This window comes from Maricaulis sp., from assembly GCF_030149515.1.
In the GTDB taxonomy this organism is placed as follows: Bacteria; Pseudomonadota; Alphaproteobacteria; order Caulobacterales; family Maricaulaceae; genus Maricaulis.
This window is the reverse complement of the sequence record NZ_JASBRI010000003.1, coordinates 162,745-179,747: the sequence shown is the minus strand read 5'-3', so window position 1 is coordinate 179,747 and position 17,003 is coordinate 162,745. Positions and strand designations below refer to the sequence as shown.

Below are 17,003 nucleotides of genomic sequence, written 5' to 3'. Positions count from 1 at the left end.
GCGGAAATTCTGCTTGTGCAGGCGATAGCCGACCACGGCCTCGACCACTTGTTGCAGGGCGGATAGGGTAAAGACGTCCTCCATCAGCTCGAAGATCACCGGCCGATACTTGATCTTGCCGCGCAAGCGGGAGATCGCGGTGGCCAGGATCCGGCGGTGGTCCGAGGCCATGGCTTGACCCAGGCCCGGCGCGACCAGGCCGCTTTCGCGCTGCCCGTCGCGAGCCGCTTCATCGACCAGGCCGGCCTCGTACAGAAGCTCATAGCGATCCAGCGCCCGGCCCGCGTGCCAACCGCCGGGCTTGAGGCCGAAGCATTGCTTGATGCGATCATGGCGGGAGGCGCGGCGGCCGGGCCCGCCGGCCTCGTCAGCCCAGGCCGAGAGGCGTGGCAGCACCTGGCCGTCAATGATTTCCGGTCGACCCTCGCGCCAGTCCTCCCAGGGGAAGAAACGGTACCAGGCACGCCATTGGCCGCCGCCCTCGGGCGGATCCGAGATGTCCGGCGTCAGGGCCAGATAACCGATCGAGATGATGCGATCATCCTCCGAGCCCGTCATGGCCGCGACCGGGGCTTCACGCCCGCGATCGCCGAATGTGTAGAGCTGTTCGACATAGCCCAGCTGGAAGCGGGCCTGTTCATCGACCCAGCGCCGCAGGCCGATTTCCAGTGTGCGGTGTTCGGTCGGATCGAACGGGCCAAAGGGCAGGGCTTCGCCGCCGCCCGGTTGGGGCACGATGAGCACTTGCGGCGTATCGCCATCGACCGCCAGGATAACCGCGTTGAGGCCGACGGAAAGGGACTGGCCGGCCTTGTCCATCAGCGGCCTTCGAACGCGGTGAGGACCTCGTCGAAGACGTCGAGGAAGAGTTGCTGGGCGGTCTTCACGGGCAGGGGCTTGATGGCGATCTCCAGTCCGGCCGGGGGACGCCCGAAGAATTTCACGGATTCGGCATGGCTGAAACCGGCGATCTGGGTGGCTTCGAAATAAGCGCAGATGACATCGGCCCGCTTGATCTTGCGCTTGACCTCGGCGGGCAGTTTCGGCGGCAGGCCGAACCGCAGCTGGATCGCGGCTTCCAGGCGATCCTCGAATTCCCGGTAATTGACTCCCAGCGCCGCCTTGAAGGGGCTGATCATGTCGCCGATCACATATTCCGACGCGTCGTGCAGCAGCGCCGCCAGGCGCCATTTCTGCTCGATCTCCGGATAGAGAAAGTCGAGGATTTCCAGCACCACAACCGAGTGCTCGGCGACCGAAAAGGCGTGATCGCCCCGGGTCTGGCCATTCCAGCGCGCCACCCGCGCCAGGCCATGGGCGATATCCTCGATCTCGACATCAAAGGGTGACGGGTCGAGCAGGTCAAGCCGCCGACCGGAAATCATCCTCTGCCAGGCGCGGGGGGCTTCCTTGGTCTTCTTGGCGGCAGCGGGCATGGGGTCTCGTCTCGTCAGCTTCGGGCGGGCAGGGGAGATAGCAGAGAACCGCCCCCGCGACCAATCCCGCAAGCCCACTTGTTCACAGACGTGTGGTCCCGGATGTGTGCGGCCATGCCGCAGGCCGGCGCATTGACGTGGCGCAGCGGAAGGCGCGAAATGTCCTCAAGATATTTAGGGAGAAAAGACATGTCTCTGACGCGTGTGATCCTGCGGCTCGGCCGCAATCCCGATGCCGGTTTCCCCGAGGGCGATGACGCCCATGGTTATGTTATCGTGGCGCCGCTGGACCGGGACGGCAAGCTCGATCTCGATCTCTGGCGTGCCAACAAGGCCGCTTGCACGGTCGACCGTTTCTCGCCGGACCCGGCCGACAAGGCCGATGGCTGGCTCTCCCATCGCGGCTCGCACTGGTATTTCCGCTATGACGAGGAAGATGAAGGCCCGGACGAGCCGGTCTACCGGCTCGGCGACCACACCATGCGCGTCGGTGACTACCTGACCATTCACGAAGCCGATGGCGACGACCTGACCTACAAGATCACCGAAGCGACGGCGGTCTAGACACGATCCGCCGCCGGAACCAGGCGGCGGATCGCGGCCTTGCCCAGCTTCAGCAGCGGCTGTTCCACCAGCGTGTGGGTGAGGGCGCCCAGCATCAGGCAGGCTGCCAGCGCGATCGCATAGAAGAGCGGGCTCGACCAGATCGCGCCGTCGACGAAGCCCGGCAGCAGGCGCGCCAGCACGCCGATTGCCAGAAGGTGCGACAGATAGATCGCATAGGACCAGTCGCCGATCCGGGCGGCCAGACCGGGCAGGCGGGGCGACCAGGCCAGCCAGGCCCAGGCCGCGCCCACGGCGAAGGGCGCAAACACGCCGACCCGTTCCACACCGTTGGCCAGCGCGTCCATGCCGTTGATATGCGTCCAGACAAGCCCCAGAACGGCACCGCCTGTGGCCAGGACCAGCGCGGGCCATCGCAAACCGGCCAGGCTGGAGCGGAACTCGGCGATCAGTGCGCCGCCGAGAAAGAGCAGGTTGAACGGGCTGAAGATCAATGCCAGCCAGGGTCCGCCGGCGATCGGTGCGGCCACGTAGGCGGCGGTTGCAACCGCCCAGGCCAGGGCCGCCCGGACCCTGTAGCGGACGGGCAGCATCAGCATCACGCCGTAGGCGGCGTAGAAATAGAGTTCATGGGTCAGCGTCCAGCCGACCATCAGCACCGGCGGCTGGTGAGCGGGGATCAGGGTCAGCGAGGCGATGAGGTCCAGCTCGCCCACACTGCGGGTCAGGCTGTCGCCGATGGCAAAATAGCCCGCAAGCGCCAGCGCGGTGAAAATCCAGTAGAGCGGCAGAATGCGGTTCAGCCGGTTGAGGAAATAGCGCAGGTCGAACCCGGCATGGCCCCGATAGAGATGGTGGATGATGAAACCGGACAGGACGAAGAACACGTCCACGCCGGCAAAGCCGAAATAGGCGGTCTGGTCCAGCAGCGGGGCGGAGAAAAAGCGCGCGTCGCTCTGGTGGATATGCGCCAGTACGACCAGCAGGACCGCCAGGGCCCTGAGGTGCTGGATCTCGACGATCGTTGTGTGCCGGCCGTGCTCGCCCATCGCGCCGGGCCGGCTAGCCGCCGGAGGGGTCGTCGGCGACGATTGCGATGTGACGGCGGTCCGCACTGACGGCAAGGCGGGTCATGCCACTGAGGCCTTCCGCCTCCAGATCGGCGATCGAATGCCAGGGTGTCGAGCGGGTGCGCATCATCAACACGCCTTCATCGACAGCAAAAAAGGCATCGCGTCCGTCGGCCAGCGCGAAGACGGCATAATCTTCCGCCGTGCCCGGCAGGTCGAAGACACGGGCCGTGCCGGCTCCGTCGAAACCGGTCTCGTGGATACTGTAGCCCTCATCCTCGCGCGGCAGGGTGAAATAGACGCTTTCATGGTCCGGTGCGGCGTAGAGCGCACGTCCGATATTCTCGGCGACCGTCACCGGTCCGGTGTCCTCGAAGCGTCCGAAGACCTGCAGGCGGAAGGTGTCGCCCAGGGCGAAGACGGCCAGCCGGGTCATGTCGGCATTGAAGGCGTAATAGCCGTTGGGCCCGTGCCGGGAGGCCGGCCGTGCATTGCCGCCATCGGGATCGTCGTACCAGACCTCGCCGCCATAGCCGCCGGGCGGCTGGTAGATGTAGGACAGGGCGCCGCCGGAAGGTGTGGGCCGCGGCGAATACTCCCCGCTCCCGGGTGTGTCGGTGATCTGCTCGATCACCGAACAGTCCAGGTTGCAGCGCCAGATATCGGTATGCTCGTCATCGCCCGAGGTGAAGTAGAAGTGTGCGCCGTCCCCGGCGAAGGCGGGCTGGTTGTCGTAGCCGGCGCGACCGGTGGCGTTGTGGATGGGCCCCAGCGAGGGGATGTCCCCGACCCAGCTCAAGGGCGCGATATAGATGTCGACCCGGGGCAGGCCTGCGGCCTCTTCGGGCTCTTCCGCCGCCGTATCCGGGTTCGTGCCGGTGGCCTCTGCCGCTTCGGCCGGGGCGGTCTCTTCCGGGGTGCCGGCCGTGTCCTCCGGTGCCGAACAGGCGGTGAGGGCGGATGCGGCCAGAAGGGCCGTCCAAAAACGGGTCTGCGTGTTCATCAGCGTTTCCTCACGGCCACCGCACCCACGCCATAGCCGGCCCCGAAGGCACACATCACGCCGGTTTCGCCGGCCGCCATGTCATCGGAATGCAGTTCGAAATTCATCACCACCGAGGAGGAGGAGGTGTTGCCGTACTCGTGCAGGATGGCGGGGGCGTTTTCCTCGGTGCGGTCGCGGCCGAGAATACGTTTGGCGATCATGTCGACCATGCGGATATTGGCCTGGTGCAGCCAGGTCCGGCGCACGCCCTCCGGTGCAAGCCCGATCTTGTCCATCGGATTGCGCGCGACGACGGGGGCGAAACCGACCACATCCTTGAAGACGCGGTGTCCGTCCTGGTCGAGATGGGGTTCATAGTCCGGCTCGACCTGGCGTTCGGCGATATTGATGAAGCCGAAATCCGAGCGCAGCGCCGAGGACCACTTGTTCTCCGCATGCGTGCCCAGTACGTCCCAGCCGCCCGGCCGGCCGTCATCGGCCTCGACGATCATTGCCGCGGACGCGTCGCCGAAAATGAAATGGACCTCACGGCGCGAATGCACGTTGATGCAGGTCATGATTTCCGGCGAGGAGATCAGGATCCGCCTTGCCTCGCCGGCCTTGATCATGGAGTTGGCGATGTGCAGCCCGTAGAGCGCCGAGGCACAGGCCATGGTCAGATCAAAGGAGAAGCCGTTCGCGCCGATCTGTTCCTGGATCTCGCAGGCCAGGCCGGGGAAGTTCCGCTGCTGTGCCGACGACGCGACGATCACACCGTCGATCTCGGACCCGTCATACCCCGCCTTCTCGAGCGCCGGGCGGATCGATTTCAGGGCGAATTCGGCCTGCGTCGACACATCCTCGATCGGGCGGGGCGCGATTTGCGGCACCATCCGGTCGATATCCAGAATGCCGTCCTTCTCGAAGACGTGACGGCGGTGGATGCCCGAAGCGTTGACGATGAAGTCGGCGCTCGACAGCGGCACTTCCTCGACCTCGCCTGCGGCGATGGCGTCGGCGTGCTGCGCGTTGAAACGCGCCGCATAGGCATTGTAGCTGGCCACGAGTTCATCATTGTCGATGACGTTCGGCGGCACCCAGTAACCGGTTGACCGGATGAGGCAGTTCGGCACGGCGTTCGACTCTTTCCTTCCCAGACCTGTGTCAGCGTAAACCATGGGCGAGGCCGATCAATCCATTGCCGCATGGGCAAGGATCGTGCGTGGCCGCCTCAAAGTCGAGCAGGTGTGCACATTTCTGCAGCGCCATACCCGCATTTCCAGGAAATTCCCGCCGCAAAGTCGACTCCCCGCCAAACCGGCGCCTAGCTCTCGAGCGGATCGCAACAAGCACAAAAGACCGCCGCGGAGGCCCTCATGGACAGTGGAAACAATGCCTGGATCCTGACTTCGACCGCCCTGGTCCTGCTCATGACCCTGCCCGGGCTGGCACTCTTCTATGCCGGCATGGTGCGGCGCAAGAACGTGCTCTCCACGCTGATGCAGAGCCTTGGTGCTGCGGCGGTCGTTTCGGTGGTCTGGGCCCTTGTCGCCTACTCGCTGGCCTTTTCCGACGGCGGCGGTCTCAACGCATTCATCGGCGGGCTGGGCCGGCTGGGCCTGGCGGGCATCACGCCGGAAACCCTGTCCGGGGACCTGCCGGAAAATCTCTTTCTGATGTTCCAGCTGACCTTCGCCATCATCACCGTGGCGATCATCGCCGGTTCGGCGGTGGAGCGGATCCGCTTCTCCGCCTTCGTCATTTTCGGTGCGGTATGGGTGGTGCTGGTCTATGCCCCGATCTGCCATTGGGTCTGGGGCGGTGGTTTCCTCGGCGAGGCCGGCGTGCTCGATTTCGCTGGCGGGGCCGTGGTGCATATCAATGCCGGCGTGGCCGGACTGGTGCTGGCGAAATTCCTCGGTCCGCGCAAGGGCTATCCTGGATCCAACCTGGCACCGGACAATCTCGTTCTCACTCTCGCCGGGGCCGGTTTCCTCTGGGTCGGCTGGTTCGGCTTCAATGGTGGTTCGGCGCTGGCTGCCGACGGTGCGGCAGCGCACGCCCTGGTTACCACGCAGGTCGCCGCGGCGACCGCCGTGCTGGTCTGGATGGGTCTGGAATGGATCCTGCGCGGCAAGGCCAGCGCGCTGGGCGCCGCGTCCGGTGCCGTTGCCGGGCTGGTCGCGATCACGCCGGCTGCCGGATTCGTGCCGGCCTGGGCGGCCTTCTTCGTGGGCGCCGGCGGCTCCTTCGGTGCCTATTGGGGCGTTACTGCGCTCAAGCGCGCGCTGAAGACCGATGACACGCTGGATGCCTTCGGCCTGCATGGCGTGGGCGGCCTGGTCGGCGCGGTGCTGACCGGTGTCTTCGCCTCCGGGGCCATCGGCGGCGCTCCGGGCGCGATCGAGGGCAATATCCTGCAGATCTGGACGCAGACCTGGGGCGCCCTGGCCGCGGCCGCCTATTGCGGCGCGATGACCTTCGCCATCCTGTTCGTCCAGTCGAAAATCATGACATTGCGGGTCGACGAAGAGGCGGAAGTCTCCGGCCTCGACACCAGCCTGCACGGCGAGTCCGTTGGAGGCTAGCCACCGATCAGGGACAAGACCTTCGGCCGGTTGGGGGCCGGAGAGCGGGGGTGGGTGCTGTAAGGGGTTGCGGCGCCTGCTCCCGACCCGTTTGTAGCGTTCGCGTCCAGGCCATGTCCTCCCCGGCCTCGAGACGTATGACTGGCCCGGCCCGCTTTGCGCGGGCCGGGTCTTTTTTCTGATAGCGCTATAAAAACATTGATCTGGTATTCAGTTCTGTTGCCGTCTGGCGGCCGGACCGGAGCCTAGAGCTTTTCGACAAACACCGTGCCGGCCGAATAGCCCGCGCCGAAGGAGCAGATCAGGCCCTTCTCGCCCGGTTCGAACCCGTCATTGTGCCGGTGGAAGGCGACCAGCGAGCCGGCACCGGCCGTGTTGGCGAATTCGTCGAGAATGACAGGTGCTTCGTGCTCCTCGAAATCGCGGCCGAACACTTTCTTCGCCACCATCATGTTCATGTTGATATTGGCCTGGTGCAGCCAGAGGCGTTTCATCTCCTCCGGCTTGAGACCGAAATGGGCCATGTCGGTGAGGATCATGTCCGCCACCATCGGACAGACTTCCTTGAACACCTTGCGGCCCTCCTGGACGAAATAGCGGTCCTCGAAGGCCGGTTCGGGGTCTTCCGAGGCGTTCAGGAAGCCGAAATTCGAACGGATATTGTTCGAGAACCTCGTCATCATGTTGCGGCCCAGAACGCGCCAGCCATCGGCGCCGGCGGCGTCCTCGTGCTCGATCAGCATGGCGACGGCCACGTCACCGAAAATGAAATGGCTGTCCCGGTCGCGGAAATTGAGCTGCGGCGTGGTGATCTCCGGCACGATGACCAGGACGGATTTGGCCATGCCGGTCTCGATCATGTTGATCGCATTGATCATGCCGAACGTGCCGGAGGAACAGGCCACGGTCATGTCGAAACCGAAACCCTCTATGCCCAGCGCGTTCTGCATCTCGATCGCCATGCAGGGATAGGTACGCTGCATGGAGGTGGCCGAACAGATCACGGCATCGACATCCCTGGCATCGCGGCCGGCGCGTTCCAGCGCGTCGCGGGCGGCGGCAACCCCGGCCTCGGCGGTCAGGGCCAGCTCCTCGTCGGGGCGCGGTTTCACCCGCGGGCGCATGCGATCGACATCGAGCACGCCGTCCTTGTCGATCGTGTAGCGCGACTTGATGCCCGAAGCTTTCTCGATGAAGGCGGTAGAGGAGGGGTTCAGGGCCTCCACATTGCCGCGTGCGATGGCATCGGCGTTGTCGGCATTGAACTTTTCGACATAGGCGTTGAAGCAGGCAACGAGTTCGTCGTTCGAGACCGTTTCCTCGGGCACCCAGAGGCCGGTCGACCGGATCACCACGCTCATTCACTTCACTCCGCAAAGGGGCAGGACAGGCGCGGCAACTTAGTGGCATGTGCGAAGCACGTCACCTCGTCAGCTGCGCAAGCTCCGGGCCGGCTTTGACGGGAGGACCGGTCATGGTCGAAGATCGAGCCGCCAGATCCCGGGGAGAAGCATCATGAAAACACGTGCCGCTGTTGCATTCGAGGCCGGCAAGCCGCTGGAGGTCGTCGAGGTCGATCTGGAGGGGCCGAAAACCGGCGAAGTCCTGGTCGAGATCATGGCCACGGGCATTTGCCATACCGACGAGTTCACCCTGTCCGGGGCCGATCCGGAGGGCGCATTTCCCGCGATCCTGGGTCATGAGGGGGCCGGTATCGTCCGCGAGGTCGGGCCGGGCGTGAGCGGGCTTGAGGTCGGCGATCACGTCATCCCGCTCTACACGCCGGAATGCCGGGAGTGCGAATACTGCCTCAATCCCAAGACCAATCTGTGCCAGTCGATCCGGTCGACACAGGGCCAGGGCGTGATGCCCGACGGGACATCGCGGTTTTCCTACAAGGGCGAAAGGATCCTGCACTATATGGGCTGTTCAACCTTCTCCAACTTCACCGTCCTGCCCGAGATTGCCCTGGCCAAAGTCCGCAAGGACGCGCCCTTCGACAAGATCTGCTATATCGGCTGCGGCGTGACGACGGGCATCGGTGCGGTGATGTTCACGGCCGGGGTGGAGCCGAATTCCACGGCCGTCGTCTTCGGCCTCGGCGGTATCGGGCTGAATGTCATCCAGGGGCTGCGCCTGGTCGGTGCCCGCCAGATCGTCGGTGTCGATACCAATCCGGCCAAGGAAGCGATGGCGCGCGAGTTCGGCATGACCGATTTCGTCAATCCCAAGGACGTCAAGGGCGATCTCGTCGGCCATCTTGTCGAGCTGACCGGCGGCGGGGCGGATTATTCGTTCGAGTGTATCGGCAATGTGGACGTGATGCGCACCGCCCTGGAATGCTGTCACAAGGGCTGGGGCACCAGCGTGATCATCGGCGTTGCCCCGGCCGGTGCAGAAATCTCCACACGCCCCTTCCAGCTGGTCACCGGCCGCAACTGGCGCGGCTCGGCCTTCGGCGGGGCGAGGGGCCGCACCGACGTGCCGAAGATCGTCGACATGTACATGGACGGCCGCATCGATGTCGACAGCCTGATCACCCACAAGCTCAGGCTGGACGACATCAACAAGGGCTTCGACCTGATGCATGCCGGCGAGAGCATCCGCAGCGTGGTGGTGTACTAGGAGCCGTATTGGGCCTGGCCTGTGTGCGTGCTATGATATCACCATGATATCAGGAGCACGCCATGGGCCAGGTCATCATCCGCAATCTCGACGATCACGTCGTCGCCAATCTCAAGCGCATGGCGGCACTGGAAGAGAAGTCGCTGGAGCAATTCCTGCGGGAAGTGCTGGAGGAGCGCGTCCATCGTCGGCGGGAAAGTTTTCTGGAGTTTGCGCGTGGTGTGCGTGAGCGGTGCAAGCCCATCGATATCGACCCGACGGATCTGATCCGCGAGGACCGGGATCGTTGAAACCGGCCGTTTTCGATGCGAGCGTTGCCGTGCGGGCGTTTCTGCCGGTGCCAGGAAACAAGCAGGCCGACGCAGCGATCACCCGTTATGCGATGGTCGCCCCGGCCCTCATCGTTACCGAAGTGGCCAATGCGATCTGGAAGTATCACTGCCGGGGCGACATAGACCGGGGGACAAGCCTGGACGTGATCCGGCACTTCTCGGTCTATCCCGAATTGCACCCCGACCTGACACTGCAGCCGGAAGCCTTGCAGATTGCCTGTGAGCACGAACACACTGTCTATGATTGCCTCTACATTGCCTTGGCACGGCGGGAGGGGTTGCCGTTCATCACCGCCGACAAGCGCCTTTTGGCACTTGCGCGGGAGAGACTCGATCTTCCGGCGATCGGCCTGGACGAGATCGAGCCGTCCTGACTGCCCACCATTTCATCCGAAAGGACATCGCCTTGACTCTCCGACCCGTCACCAGCTGGAAATCTTTCGGCGGCACGCTTTCGGTCCACGACCATTACAGCGAGGCCTGTGCCTGCGACATGCGCTTTGCCGTCTTCACACCACCGCAGGCAGAGAGCGGGCCGGTGCCGGTGCTGTGGTACCTCTCGGGGCTGACCTGCAACTGGTCGAACGTGATGGAGAAGGCGGGTCTGCAGCGCGTGGCAGCCGAGCTGGGCCTGATGATCGTGGCGCCCGACACCTCGCCGCGCGGCGAGGATGTCGCCGACGACGAGAGCTATGATCTCGGCCAGGGCGCGGGCTTCTACATCGATGCGACCGAGATGCCCTGGGCGCCGAATTTCCGCATGGAACAGTATATCACCGAGGAACTGCCGGCCCTGGCCGGCTCGGCCTTTCCGGCCGACATGGACCGGCAGGGGATATTCGGGCATTCCATGGGCGGACACGGCGCCCTGACCCTGCACTTCAAGCAGCGCGAACGCTACCGCTCGGTCTCGGCCTTTGCCCCCATCGTGGCGCCGTCGAAAGTGCCCTGGGGCCGCAAGGCATTCACCGCCTATCTCGGCGATGAGTGTCCCGCCTGGGGGGAGCACGACGCCTGCGAACTCGTAAAGCGCCAGCCCTCCGGCGCTCACATTCTCGTCGACCAGGGCGAGGCCGACCAGTTCCTGGACGAACAGCTCCAACCGGAGCTTTTCGAGGCGGCCTGCCGGGAAGCGGGCCAGTCGCTGACCCTGCGCCGCCATCCCGGCTACGACCATTCCTACTATTTCATCGCCAGTTTCATGGACGATCATCTGCGCCATCACGCCGAGATATTGGGCGCGTAGCGGCCTATTGCCGCCCCAGCTCGGAAATCGACAGCGTTGCCCGGGCATATTCGCCCTGCCGGTAGGAGCCGACCCAGATCGAGTAGGCGCCCGATTGCGGGCTGCTCAGCGTGATCGCCGGGTTTAGCCCGGGACCGCTGTCGTCGTCGCAGTAGAACTGGCCGTTGGGTGCGCGAACGATCAGCGTGGTGTCGGCATTCGAGGTCGAGGAAATCGTCAGGTTGAAGCCACCAGCAGTATAGTGGAGGGCATAGTCCACCGCATCGGCGACCCATCCGGTGCAGTTGGAGAACAGGCTGTTGGCCCGGATCGTCCCCCCGGACGTGATCGAGGTGCGATAGGGGTCCGGCGTGAAGCCGGCCCGCAGATTGACGGATCCGTAGGTTTGTGCGCCGGCCGGTGCAGCGGCAAGCACTATGAGTGCACCAAGGACAATAAGGCGTTTCATGGCTCTCTCCCTGCCTTTGACGGCGGGATGACGATTGCCATGCGCCTCTCCGGAAACCTCTCCCGGATCCATCCCGCACTCCGGAAAGGCTAGGCAGGTGCGGGAAGGAGCGGCATCCCCCGTTCGGGGGAAGGCGGCTAGCGGTTCTCGACCCGATGGCGTGGTTGAACCCGGTCGAATCCTTCGCCGCGATCGCAGATCCATTCACCCGGCGCAGCCGGGTCCTGCGGGCCGGCAGGACGGCACTCGCCCGCGCCCAGCTCCGCCGCCGACGGCAAATCGTCATCGCGTCCGCCGGACAGCCAGGCGCAGCCGGACAGCGTCAGGGACAGGCAGGCAAGTACGAGCAAGCGCGACACGGGACGCCTCCACACCGGATCATCGAGGATGCCGGGACGCTAGCGCGTAAACCGCGTGACTGTCACGCGTCGGAAGATGACAAAGCGGAAAGCTATCGGCCCATCGCCTTTACCGGCTCATGCCGGTGGCAGCCGGTTTCGTGATCGTTGACCAGGCCGCAGGCCTGCATGAAGGCATAGACGATCACCGGACCGACGAACTTGAAGCCGCGGGCCTTGAGATCCTTCGACATTGCCTCGCTTTCCGGCGTCCTTGTGGGCGTTTCCTTCAGCGAGGCCCATTTATTCTGGACCGGCGCGCCGCCGACGAAACTCCAGAGGTGGCCGGCAAAGTCGATGCCCTGGTCCCGCATGTCGAGATAGGCGCGGGCATTGCCGATGGCCGCGTCGATCTTGGCACGCGAGCGGATAATCCCCGGATCGGCCAGAAGGCGCTCCCGGTCGGTATCGGTGTAGCGGGCAATGATCTCCGGATCGAACCCGTCAAAGGCCTGACGCATGTGATCGCGCTTGCGCAGGATTGTGATCCAGGCGAGGCCCGCCTGGAACCCGTCGAGCATCAGCTTTTCCCACAATGCCCGGCTGTCGTGTTCGGGCACACCCCATTCGGTGTCGTGATAGGCGGCATAAAGCGTGTCTCCGGCATTGACCCAGCCGCAGCGGGCGGGTGTGATCGCGGTGTCGTTGGCGGGCATGGATGAACCTGTGGGGCAAGGGCCGGGCGGCCGGCAGGGAGCTGCAAGAGCATTTGCGCGGGAACTGGCCAGCGGGTTGAACGCTGGCCTATCATGTTGGCGTTCCCCGGCGAAACACAAGGCGTGAGCATGAAGGACTCACTGGAAAGCCCGACACTGCCGGACCATTGGTCGCTGACGATCGAACAGATCGGCCGCGAGGGCGTGCCCGTCGCCATCATCGACAATTTTGCCCGCGAGCCCGAGGCGATGCTGGCGGACGCACGCACCCGGGTCTTCCGCAAGAATGCGCCCTTCTACCCAGGCATTCGCGCCGAACCACGCATCGACGGGCTCGACGGGAGCGGCGAGGCGCTGGCGGCGCTTACGCGTGCGGTGTTCGGCTATCCCGGCGGTTTCGATATCCAGGAATGTTTCTACTCGCTGGTGACGACACCGGCGGAGGAATTGCTGCCGATGCAGTGCCTGCCGCATTTCGACGGCGTCGACGACCGCAAACTCGCCCTGCTGCACTATCTTTGCGAGCCGGCGAAGGGCGGGACGGGCTTCTACCGGCATCGCAGTACCGGTTGGGAAACCGTCACCGATGCGCGCTTTCCGGACTACAAGGCTGCCCTCAAGGCCGATGTCGCCACGCACGGCATGCCGCCCCGGCGCTATCCCGCCGGCAGCGATGCCATGTTCGAGCGGATCGGCGGTGTCGAGGCGGTCTTCAACCGGATGGTGATCTATCCGGGCATCGTGCTGCATGCATTCGACATGCCGGAGGATTTCGCCTTCTCGCCCGATGCCGACCGGGGACGGCTCACCGTGAATACCTTCCTCACGCCGGCAGGATCCTAGCCGATACGCGTCTCGCCCTGCGGAGGCAGGACATCCTCGGAGATCGAGAGATGGGCTTCCTGGCCGTCGGCTTCGGCGTAGCGCTCCGATGCGCCCAGCTTGTCCAGGCGCGCGAGGACGATGGCACTATGCCCCCGTGCCGAGCTGATCGCTCCGATCCGGCTGTCGCCCGCCATCACCGCGGTTCCGCGCGGCGGAGCCTCGCCGGCGAAGACGGCGGGGATGGAGCGTTTCCGGATCGTGCCGCGGCGTTTCATGCGCGAGACCACTTCCTGGCCGATGAAACAGCCCTTTTTCCAGGCCACGCCGCCATAGACATCCAGATTGACGTCGGTAGGGAAGACTTCGGATTCGCCGTAATCCCGGCCAAATGCGGGCACACCGGCCTCGAACTCGTAGGCATCCAGGGATTTTTCCGGCCCGCCGCTTTGGGTAATGCCGCGATGGATACGGCTGTCCAGGCGTGGATCGGGCGCCGAGCCCGGGAAGGGCGAGGTCGCCCAGACGGCGACGAGATCGGCATTCACAACGACCTCGGCCCTGGCGCGCAGCTTGAACAGGCTCAGCCGTTTCACGAGGCTCTCGGCGGCTTCGGACGGCACATCGAGCCAGACCGTCTGGCCGTCGGCGAAAATCATGAAATCCACCAGGATCTTGCCCTGCGGGGTCAGCAGGGCGCCGGGCCGGCAGGTGCCGGGTTCGAGGTCGGTCACATCGGCGGTGATCACGCGTTGCAGGAAGGAGCGCGCCTCCGCTCCGGCTACCGAAAGCACGGAGCGGCCGGGCAGGGTGTTGGGCAGGGCATCGGGTATGGTCATGGAAGGCATATGGCATTGAGATCGCGTCTGGCCAAGTCCCGCCATGCGCGCTATTGCCCGCTGCCATGGAACGCGTGCTTTTCATCACATCGACCCGCATCGGCGACGCCATCATCAATTCCGGCGTGCTGAACCATCTCGTCGAAACGCGGCCGGACGCCCGCTTCACCATCGCCTGCGGTCCCCTGGCGGCCGCCCTGTTCGAACAGGTGCCGCGTGTCGAGCGGATCATCGTGATGGCCAAGCGGCCCGCCGGTACACACTGGTTCAATCTGTGGCGCCAGACCGTGGGCATCCAGTGGGATCTGGTGGTCGACATGCGCTGTTCGGCAACGGCCTGGCTGCTGCGGGCGCAGGAGCGCAAAATCCTCAAACAGGCGCGCGAACCGATCGCCAAAGTCGTCGAGGCCGCCAGCGTGCTGGGCCTGGAAGACAATCCTCCCGCGCCGGCGATGTGGCTGGGCGAGGACCATCGTGCCGCGGCACGAGAGCGCCTGCCCGCTCTGCCGGACGGGTCGCAATACCTGGCCATCTGCCCGTCGGCCTCGTGGATCTACAAGGTGTGGCCGCCGGAGAAGTTCGCCGAATTCATCCTGCGCTTCACCGGGCCGGACGGCGAGATGCCGCATGCCCGCGTGGTGATGCTGGGCGGTCCGCACGATGAGGGCTATGCCCAGCCGATCTACGGGGCGTTGCCGGAATTCGATTTCGTCGATCTGTTGGGGCTGGGCCTGCCCGAGACGGCGGCCTGCCTGGAACGGGTCCGGCTCTATGTCGGAAACGACAGCGGGCTGATGCACATGTCCGCGGCCGTGGGCACGCCTACGCTGGGCCTGTTCGGTCCGTCCGACGATCGCTGCTACGGGCCCTGGGGCGAACATTGCGACCTGGTCCGCGGTCCGGCCTCGTTCGAGGAGATCGACCGGGCGCATTCCGACCGGCGCAGGCATCCGGAAAGCCTGCTAGCCGACCTCGACGTCGATACTGTGTATGATGCCGCCAAACGCCTGTTCGAGAGGACAATGCCATGAGCCAGAATTTCGATCTCATTCTGAAGGGCGGCGACGTCGTCAACCACAATGGACGCGGCCGGGCCGATATCGGCGTCACGAATGGCAAGACGGTGGAAATCGGCGATCTGTCCCGGGCCTCGGCCGGCGAGACGGTCGACTGTTCCGGCCTTACCGTGGTGCCCGGCGTGATCGACACCCAGGTGCATTTCCGCGAACCGGGCATGGAGTGGAAGGAAGACCTGCAAACGGGTTCGCTGGCCGCAGTGATGGGTGGTGTGACGGCCGTGTTCGAAATGCCGAACACCGAGCCCACCACGACCTCGCCGGACATGCACCTGGACAAGCTGGCCCGCGCGAAGGGCCGCATGCATTGCGACCATGCCTTCTATGCCGGTGCGACCAACGAGAATTCCGGTGTACTGGCCGAGATGGAACGCATGCTGGGCTGTTGCGGCGTGAAGGTCTTCATGGGCGCCTCGACCGGTTCTCTGCTGGTCCAGGACGATGAAGGTGTCGAACGCGTGTTGAACGCTATTTCGCGCCGGGCGGCCTTCCATTCCGAGGACGAATACCGTCTGGCCGACCGGCGCGGCCTGGCCGTCGAGGGCGACTGGACCAGTCATCCCGTGGTGCGCGATGCCGAAGCGGCGATCATGTCGACCAAGCGCCTGGTGCGCCTCGCCCGCAAGACCGGCAAGCGTATTCATGTGCTGCACATTTCGACGGCCGAAGAGATGGAGTTCCTGGCCGATCACCGCGATGTCGCCTCGGTCGAGGCGACGCCCCAGCATCTCACGCTGGAGGGCCCGGACATCTATGAGCGCATCAAGGGACGCGCCCAGATGAATCCGCCGGTGCGCGACGCTCATCACCGGGCCGGGCTGTGGCGCGGCCTGCAGCGCGGTATCGTCGATGTCATCGGGTCCGACCACGCCCCGCACACGCTGGAGGAAAAGGCCAAGCCCTATCCGGCCAGCCCGTCCGGCATGCCGGGGGTGCAGACACTGGTCCCGATCATGCTGGATCATGTAAACGCCGGCCGTCTGACCATCGAGCGTTTCGTCGATCTCACCTCGCACGGCGCCCAGCGGATTTTCGGTATCGCGAACAAGGGCCGGATGGCCGCGGGCTGGGATGCCGACTTCACGCTGATCGACATGAAGCGCCGGGTGGAAATCACCGATGACTGGTCGGCCTCGAAATCCGGCTGGACGCCGTTCGCCGGCATGACGGTGACCGGCTGGCCGGTCGGCACGATCGTGCGCGGCCGGTCCGTGATGCGTGACGGCGAACTGGTGCTGGAGGGCGCCGGCGAGCCGGTGACTTTCCAGGAAGCGCTGCCGAAGCGCGGCTAGAGATCATGGCATTGAGCACAGCGAGCGAACCCGTCATCCTTCCCCTTGATGGGGAAGGTGGGCCGAAGCGAAGCTTCGGGTCGGAAGGGGTGAATCCCGGTGCTTGATAGCTTGCAGAAACCTCGCCCCCACCCCCTCCACCACCGCTTCGCGGCGGTCCCCCTCCCCCATCGAGGGGGAGGATGGGCGCTCCGCGGCTTGTCCTTCTGTCCCTACGAGAGATAACCGACGTGACCACCACCATCATGACCGCCATTGCGCCGGGCGAACTGATCGACAAGATCACCATCCTGCGCATCAAGTCCGAACGCATTGCCGATGAAGCCAAGCTGAAGAATGTCCGCGCCGAGCTGGAGGTTCTCAACAGGACCCGTGCCGAGTCGATCCCGGACAGCGAGGACATGGCGCGTCTCGATGCCGAGCTGAAACAGGTCAACGAGGCGCTTTGGGAGATCGAGGACGACATCCGCGATTGCGAACGCAACAAGGATTTCGGCGAGGAATTCATTCGTCTCGCGCGGGCCGTCTACATCACCAATGACAAGCGCGCCGCGCTGAAGAAGGAGATCAATCTCCTGCTGGGTTCGGCCATCGTGGAAGAAAAATCCTACGCCGAGTATTGAACC

At 64.7% G+C, this 17,003-nt stretch carries 20 protein-coding genes; 10 read left to right on the top strand and 10 right to left on the bottom strand.

The features are described from left to right. Positions 1-819 (bottom strand): NAD regulator (locus tag Q1U94_RS02420; RefSeq protein WP_300541571.1); only part of this gene is annotated, 819 nt, incomplete at its 3' end. After that, positions 819-1,436 (bottom strand): HD family hydrolase, encoded by a 618-nt coding sequence (locus Q1U94_RS02415; protein WP_297735745.1) that lies wholly within the window; start codon positions 1,434-1,436, stop codon positions 819-821. The genes Q1U94_RS02420 and Q1U94_RS02415, both read right to left, overlap by 1 nt. A 189-nt stretch (positions 1,437-1,625) precedes the next feature. On the opposite strand from Q1U94_RS02415, the gene Q1U94_RS02410 reads away from it, so the two are divergent. Continuing rightward, on the top strand, positions 1,626-2,000 hold the full coding sequence (locus tag Q1U94_RS02410) for a hypothetical protein (RefSeq protein ID WP_300541569.1): 375 nt from the start codon (positions 1,626-1,628) through the stop codon (positions 1,998-2,000). On the opposite strand, the gene Q1U94_RS02405 is transcribed toward Q1U94_RS02410, so the two are convergent. Genes Q1U94_RS02405 through Q1U94_RS02395 form a run of 3 tightly spaced genes read right to left on the bottom strand, consistent with a single transcriptional unit; the run spans position 1,997 to position 5,188 of the window. Continuing rightward, a complete protein-coding gene (locus tag Q1U94_RS02405) occupies positions 1,997-3,049 on the bottom strand; it encodes an acyltransferase (RefSeq protein ID WP_300541567.1) in 1,053 nt (350 codons plus the stop codon). The genes Q1U94_RS02410 and Q1U94_RS02405 overlap by 4 nt on opposite strands. Before the next feature lie 13 nt (positions 3,050-3,062). Continuing rightward, entirely contained in the window at positions 3,063-4,073 is a 1,011-nt protein-coding gene (locus Q1U94_RS02400) for a hypothetical protein (RefSeq protein ID WP_300541565.1), read from the bottom strand. After that, positions 4,073-5,188, bottom strand: a complete 1,116-nt coding sequence (locus tag Q1U94_RS02395) for a beta-ketoacyl-ACP synthase III (RefSeq protein WP_300541563.1) — start codon at positions 5,186-5,188, stop codon at positions 4,073-4,075. The genes Q1U94_RS02400 and Q1U94_RS02395 overlap by 1 nt, the downstream gene beginning before the upstream one ends. A gap of 243 nt (positions 5,189-5,431) precedes the next feature. On the opposite strand from Q1U94_RS02395, the gene Q1U94_RS02390 reads away from it, so the two are divergent. Next, a complete protein-coding gene (locus tag Q1U94_RS02390) occupies positions 5,432-6,643 on the top strand; it encodes an ammonium transporter (RefSeq protein ID WP_300541561.1) in 1,212 nt (403 codons plus the stop codon). A 245-nt stretch (positions 6,644-6,888) separates the two neighbouring features. Here the strand turns inward: Q1U94_RS02390 and Q1U94_RS02385 are convergent, their stop codons facing one another. Further along, on the bottom strand, positions 6,889-8,004 hold the full coding sequence (locus Q1U94_RS02385; RefSeq protein ID WP_300541559.1) for a beta-ketoacyl-ACP synthase III: 1,116 nt from the start codon (positions 8,002-8,004) through the stop codon (positions 6,889-6,891). Between the two features lie 154 nt (positions 8,005-8,158). Between Q1U94_RS02385 and Q1U94_RS02380 the strand changes: the two genes are divergently transcribed. The 4 genes from Q1U94_RS02380 to fghA all read left to right on the top strand — a co-directional run bounded on the left by Q1U94_RS02380 (position 8,159) and on the right by fghA (position 10,846). Then, positions 8,159-9,268, top strand: coding sequence for an S-(hydroxymethyl)glutathione dehydrogenase/class III alcohol dehydrogenase (locus tag Q1U94_RS02380; RefSeq protein WP_300541557.1), 1,110 nt, complete (start codon positions 8,159-8,161; stop codon positions 9,266-9,268). A 62-nt stretch (positions 9,269-9,330) separates the two neighbouring features. After that, entirely contained in the window at positions 9,331-9,558 is a 228-nt protein-coding gene (locus tag Q1U94_RS02375) for a hypothetical protein (protein ID WP_300541555.1), read from the top strand. Beyond that, positions 9,555-9,974 carry a type II toxin-antitoxin system VapC family toxin gene (locus Q1U94_RS02370; RefSeq protein WP_300541553.1) on the top strand — a complete coding sequence of 140 codons (420 nt, stop codon included), beginning with the start codon at positions 9,555-9,557 and terminating at the stop codon, positions 9,972-9,974. The genes Q1U94_RS02375 and Q1U94_RS02370 overlap by 4 nt, the downstream gene beginning before the upstream one ends. Before the next feature lie 32 nt (positions 9,975-10,006). Next, positions 10,007-10,846, top strand: a complete 840-nt coding sequence (gene fghA, locus Q1U94_RS02365) for an S-formylglutathione hydrolase (RefSeq protein ID WP_300541551.1) — start codon at positions 10,007-10,009, stop codon at positions 10,844-10,846. Positions 10,847-10,850: 4 nt separating this feature from the next. Here fghA and Q1U94_RS02360 read toward each other — a convergent pair whose 3' ends face one another. The 3 genes from Q1U94_RS02360 to Q1U94_RS02350 form a co-directional block, all read right to left on the bottom strand. Continuing rightward, positions 10,851-11,294, bottom strand: a complete 444-nt coding sequence (locus Q1U94_RS02360) for a peptidase S1 (protein ID WP_300541549.1) — start codon at positions 11,292-11,294, stop codon at positions 10,851-10,853. A 137-nt stretch (positions 11,295-11,431) separates the two neighbouring features. Continuing rightward, positions 11,432-11,653, bottom strand: a complete 222-nt coding sequence (locus Q1U94_RS02355; protein ID WP_300541547.1) for a hypothetical protein — start codon at positions 11,651-11,653, stop codon at positions 11,432-11,434. Positions 11,654-11,745: 92 nt separating this feature from the next. Then, entirely contained in the window at positions 11,746-12,348 is a 603-nt protein-coding gene (locus tag Q1U94_RS02350) for a DNA-3-methyladenine glycosylase I (protein ID WP_300541545.1), read from the bottom strand. Between the two features lie 129 nt (positions 12,349-12,477). On the opposite strand from Q1U94_RS02350, the gene Q1U94_RS02345 reads away from it, so the two are divergent. Continuing rightward, the gene (locus Q1U94_RS02345; RefSeq protein WP_300541543.1) at positions 12,478-13,191 is read left to right on the top strand and encodes a DUF6445 family protein; all 714 of its coding nucleotides are present in this window, start codon (positions 12,478-12,480) and stop codon (positions 13,189-13,191) included. Here Q1U94_RS02345 and Q1U94_RS02340 read toward each other — a convergent pair. Beyond that, the gene (locus tag Q1U94_RS02340) at positions 13,188-14,009 is read right to left on the bottom strand and encodes a hypothetical protein (RefSeq protein WP_300541541.1); all 822 of its coding nucleotides are present in this window, start codon (positions 14,007-14,009) and stop codon (positions 13,188-13,190) included. The two genes, Q1U94_RS02345 and Q1U94_RS02340, sit on opposite strands and share 4 nt — an antisense overlap. A 65-nt stretch (positions 14,010-14,074) precedes the next feature. Between Q1U94_RS02340 and Q1U94_RS02335 the strand changes: the two genes are divergently transcribed. The 3 genes from Q1U94_RS02335 (at position 14,075) to Q1U94_RS02325 (ending at position 17,000) form a co-directional block, all read left to right on the top strand. Then, positions 14,075-15,040 (top strand): glycosyltransferase family 9 protein, encoded by a 966-nt coding sequence (locus Q1U94_RS02335; protein ID WP_300541539.1) that lies wholly within the window; start codon positions 14,075-14,077, stop codon positions 15,038-15,040. Beyond that, positions 15,037-16,377 carry a dihydroorotase gene (locus Q1U94_RS02330; protein WP_300541538.1) on the top strand — a complete coding sequence of 447 codons (1,341 nt, stop codon included), beginning with the start codon at positions 15,037-15,039 and terminating at the stop codon, positions 16,375-16,377. Before Q1U94_RS02335 ends, Q1U94_RS02330 begins: the two co-directional genes overlap by 4 nt. Before the next feature lie 245 nt (positions 16,378-16,622). Beyond that, a complete protein-coding gene (locus Q1U94_RS02325; RefSeq protein ID WP_366917244.1) occupies positions 16,623-17,000 on the top strand; it encodes a DUF6165 family protein in 378 nt (125 codons plus the stop codon). The last annotated feature ends 3 nt before the right edge of the window (positions 17,001-17,003 follow it).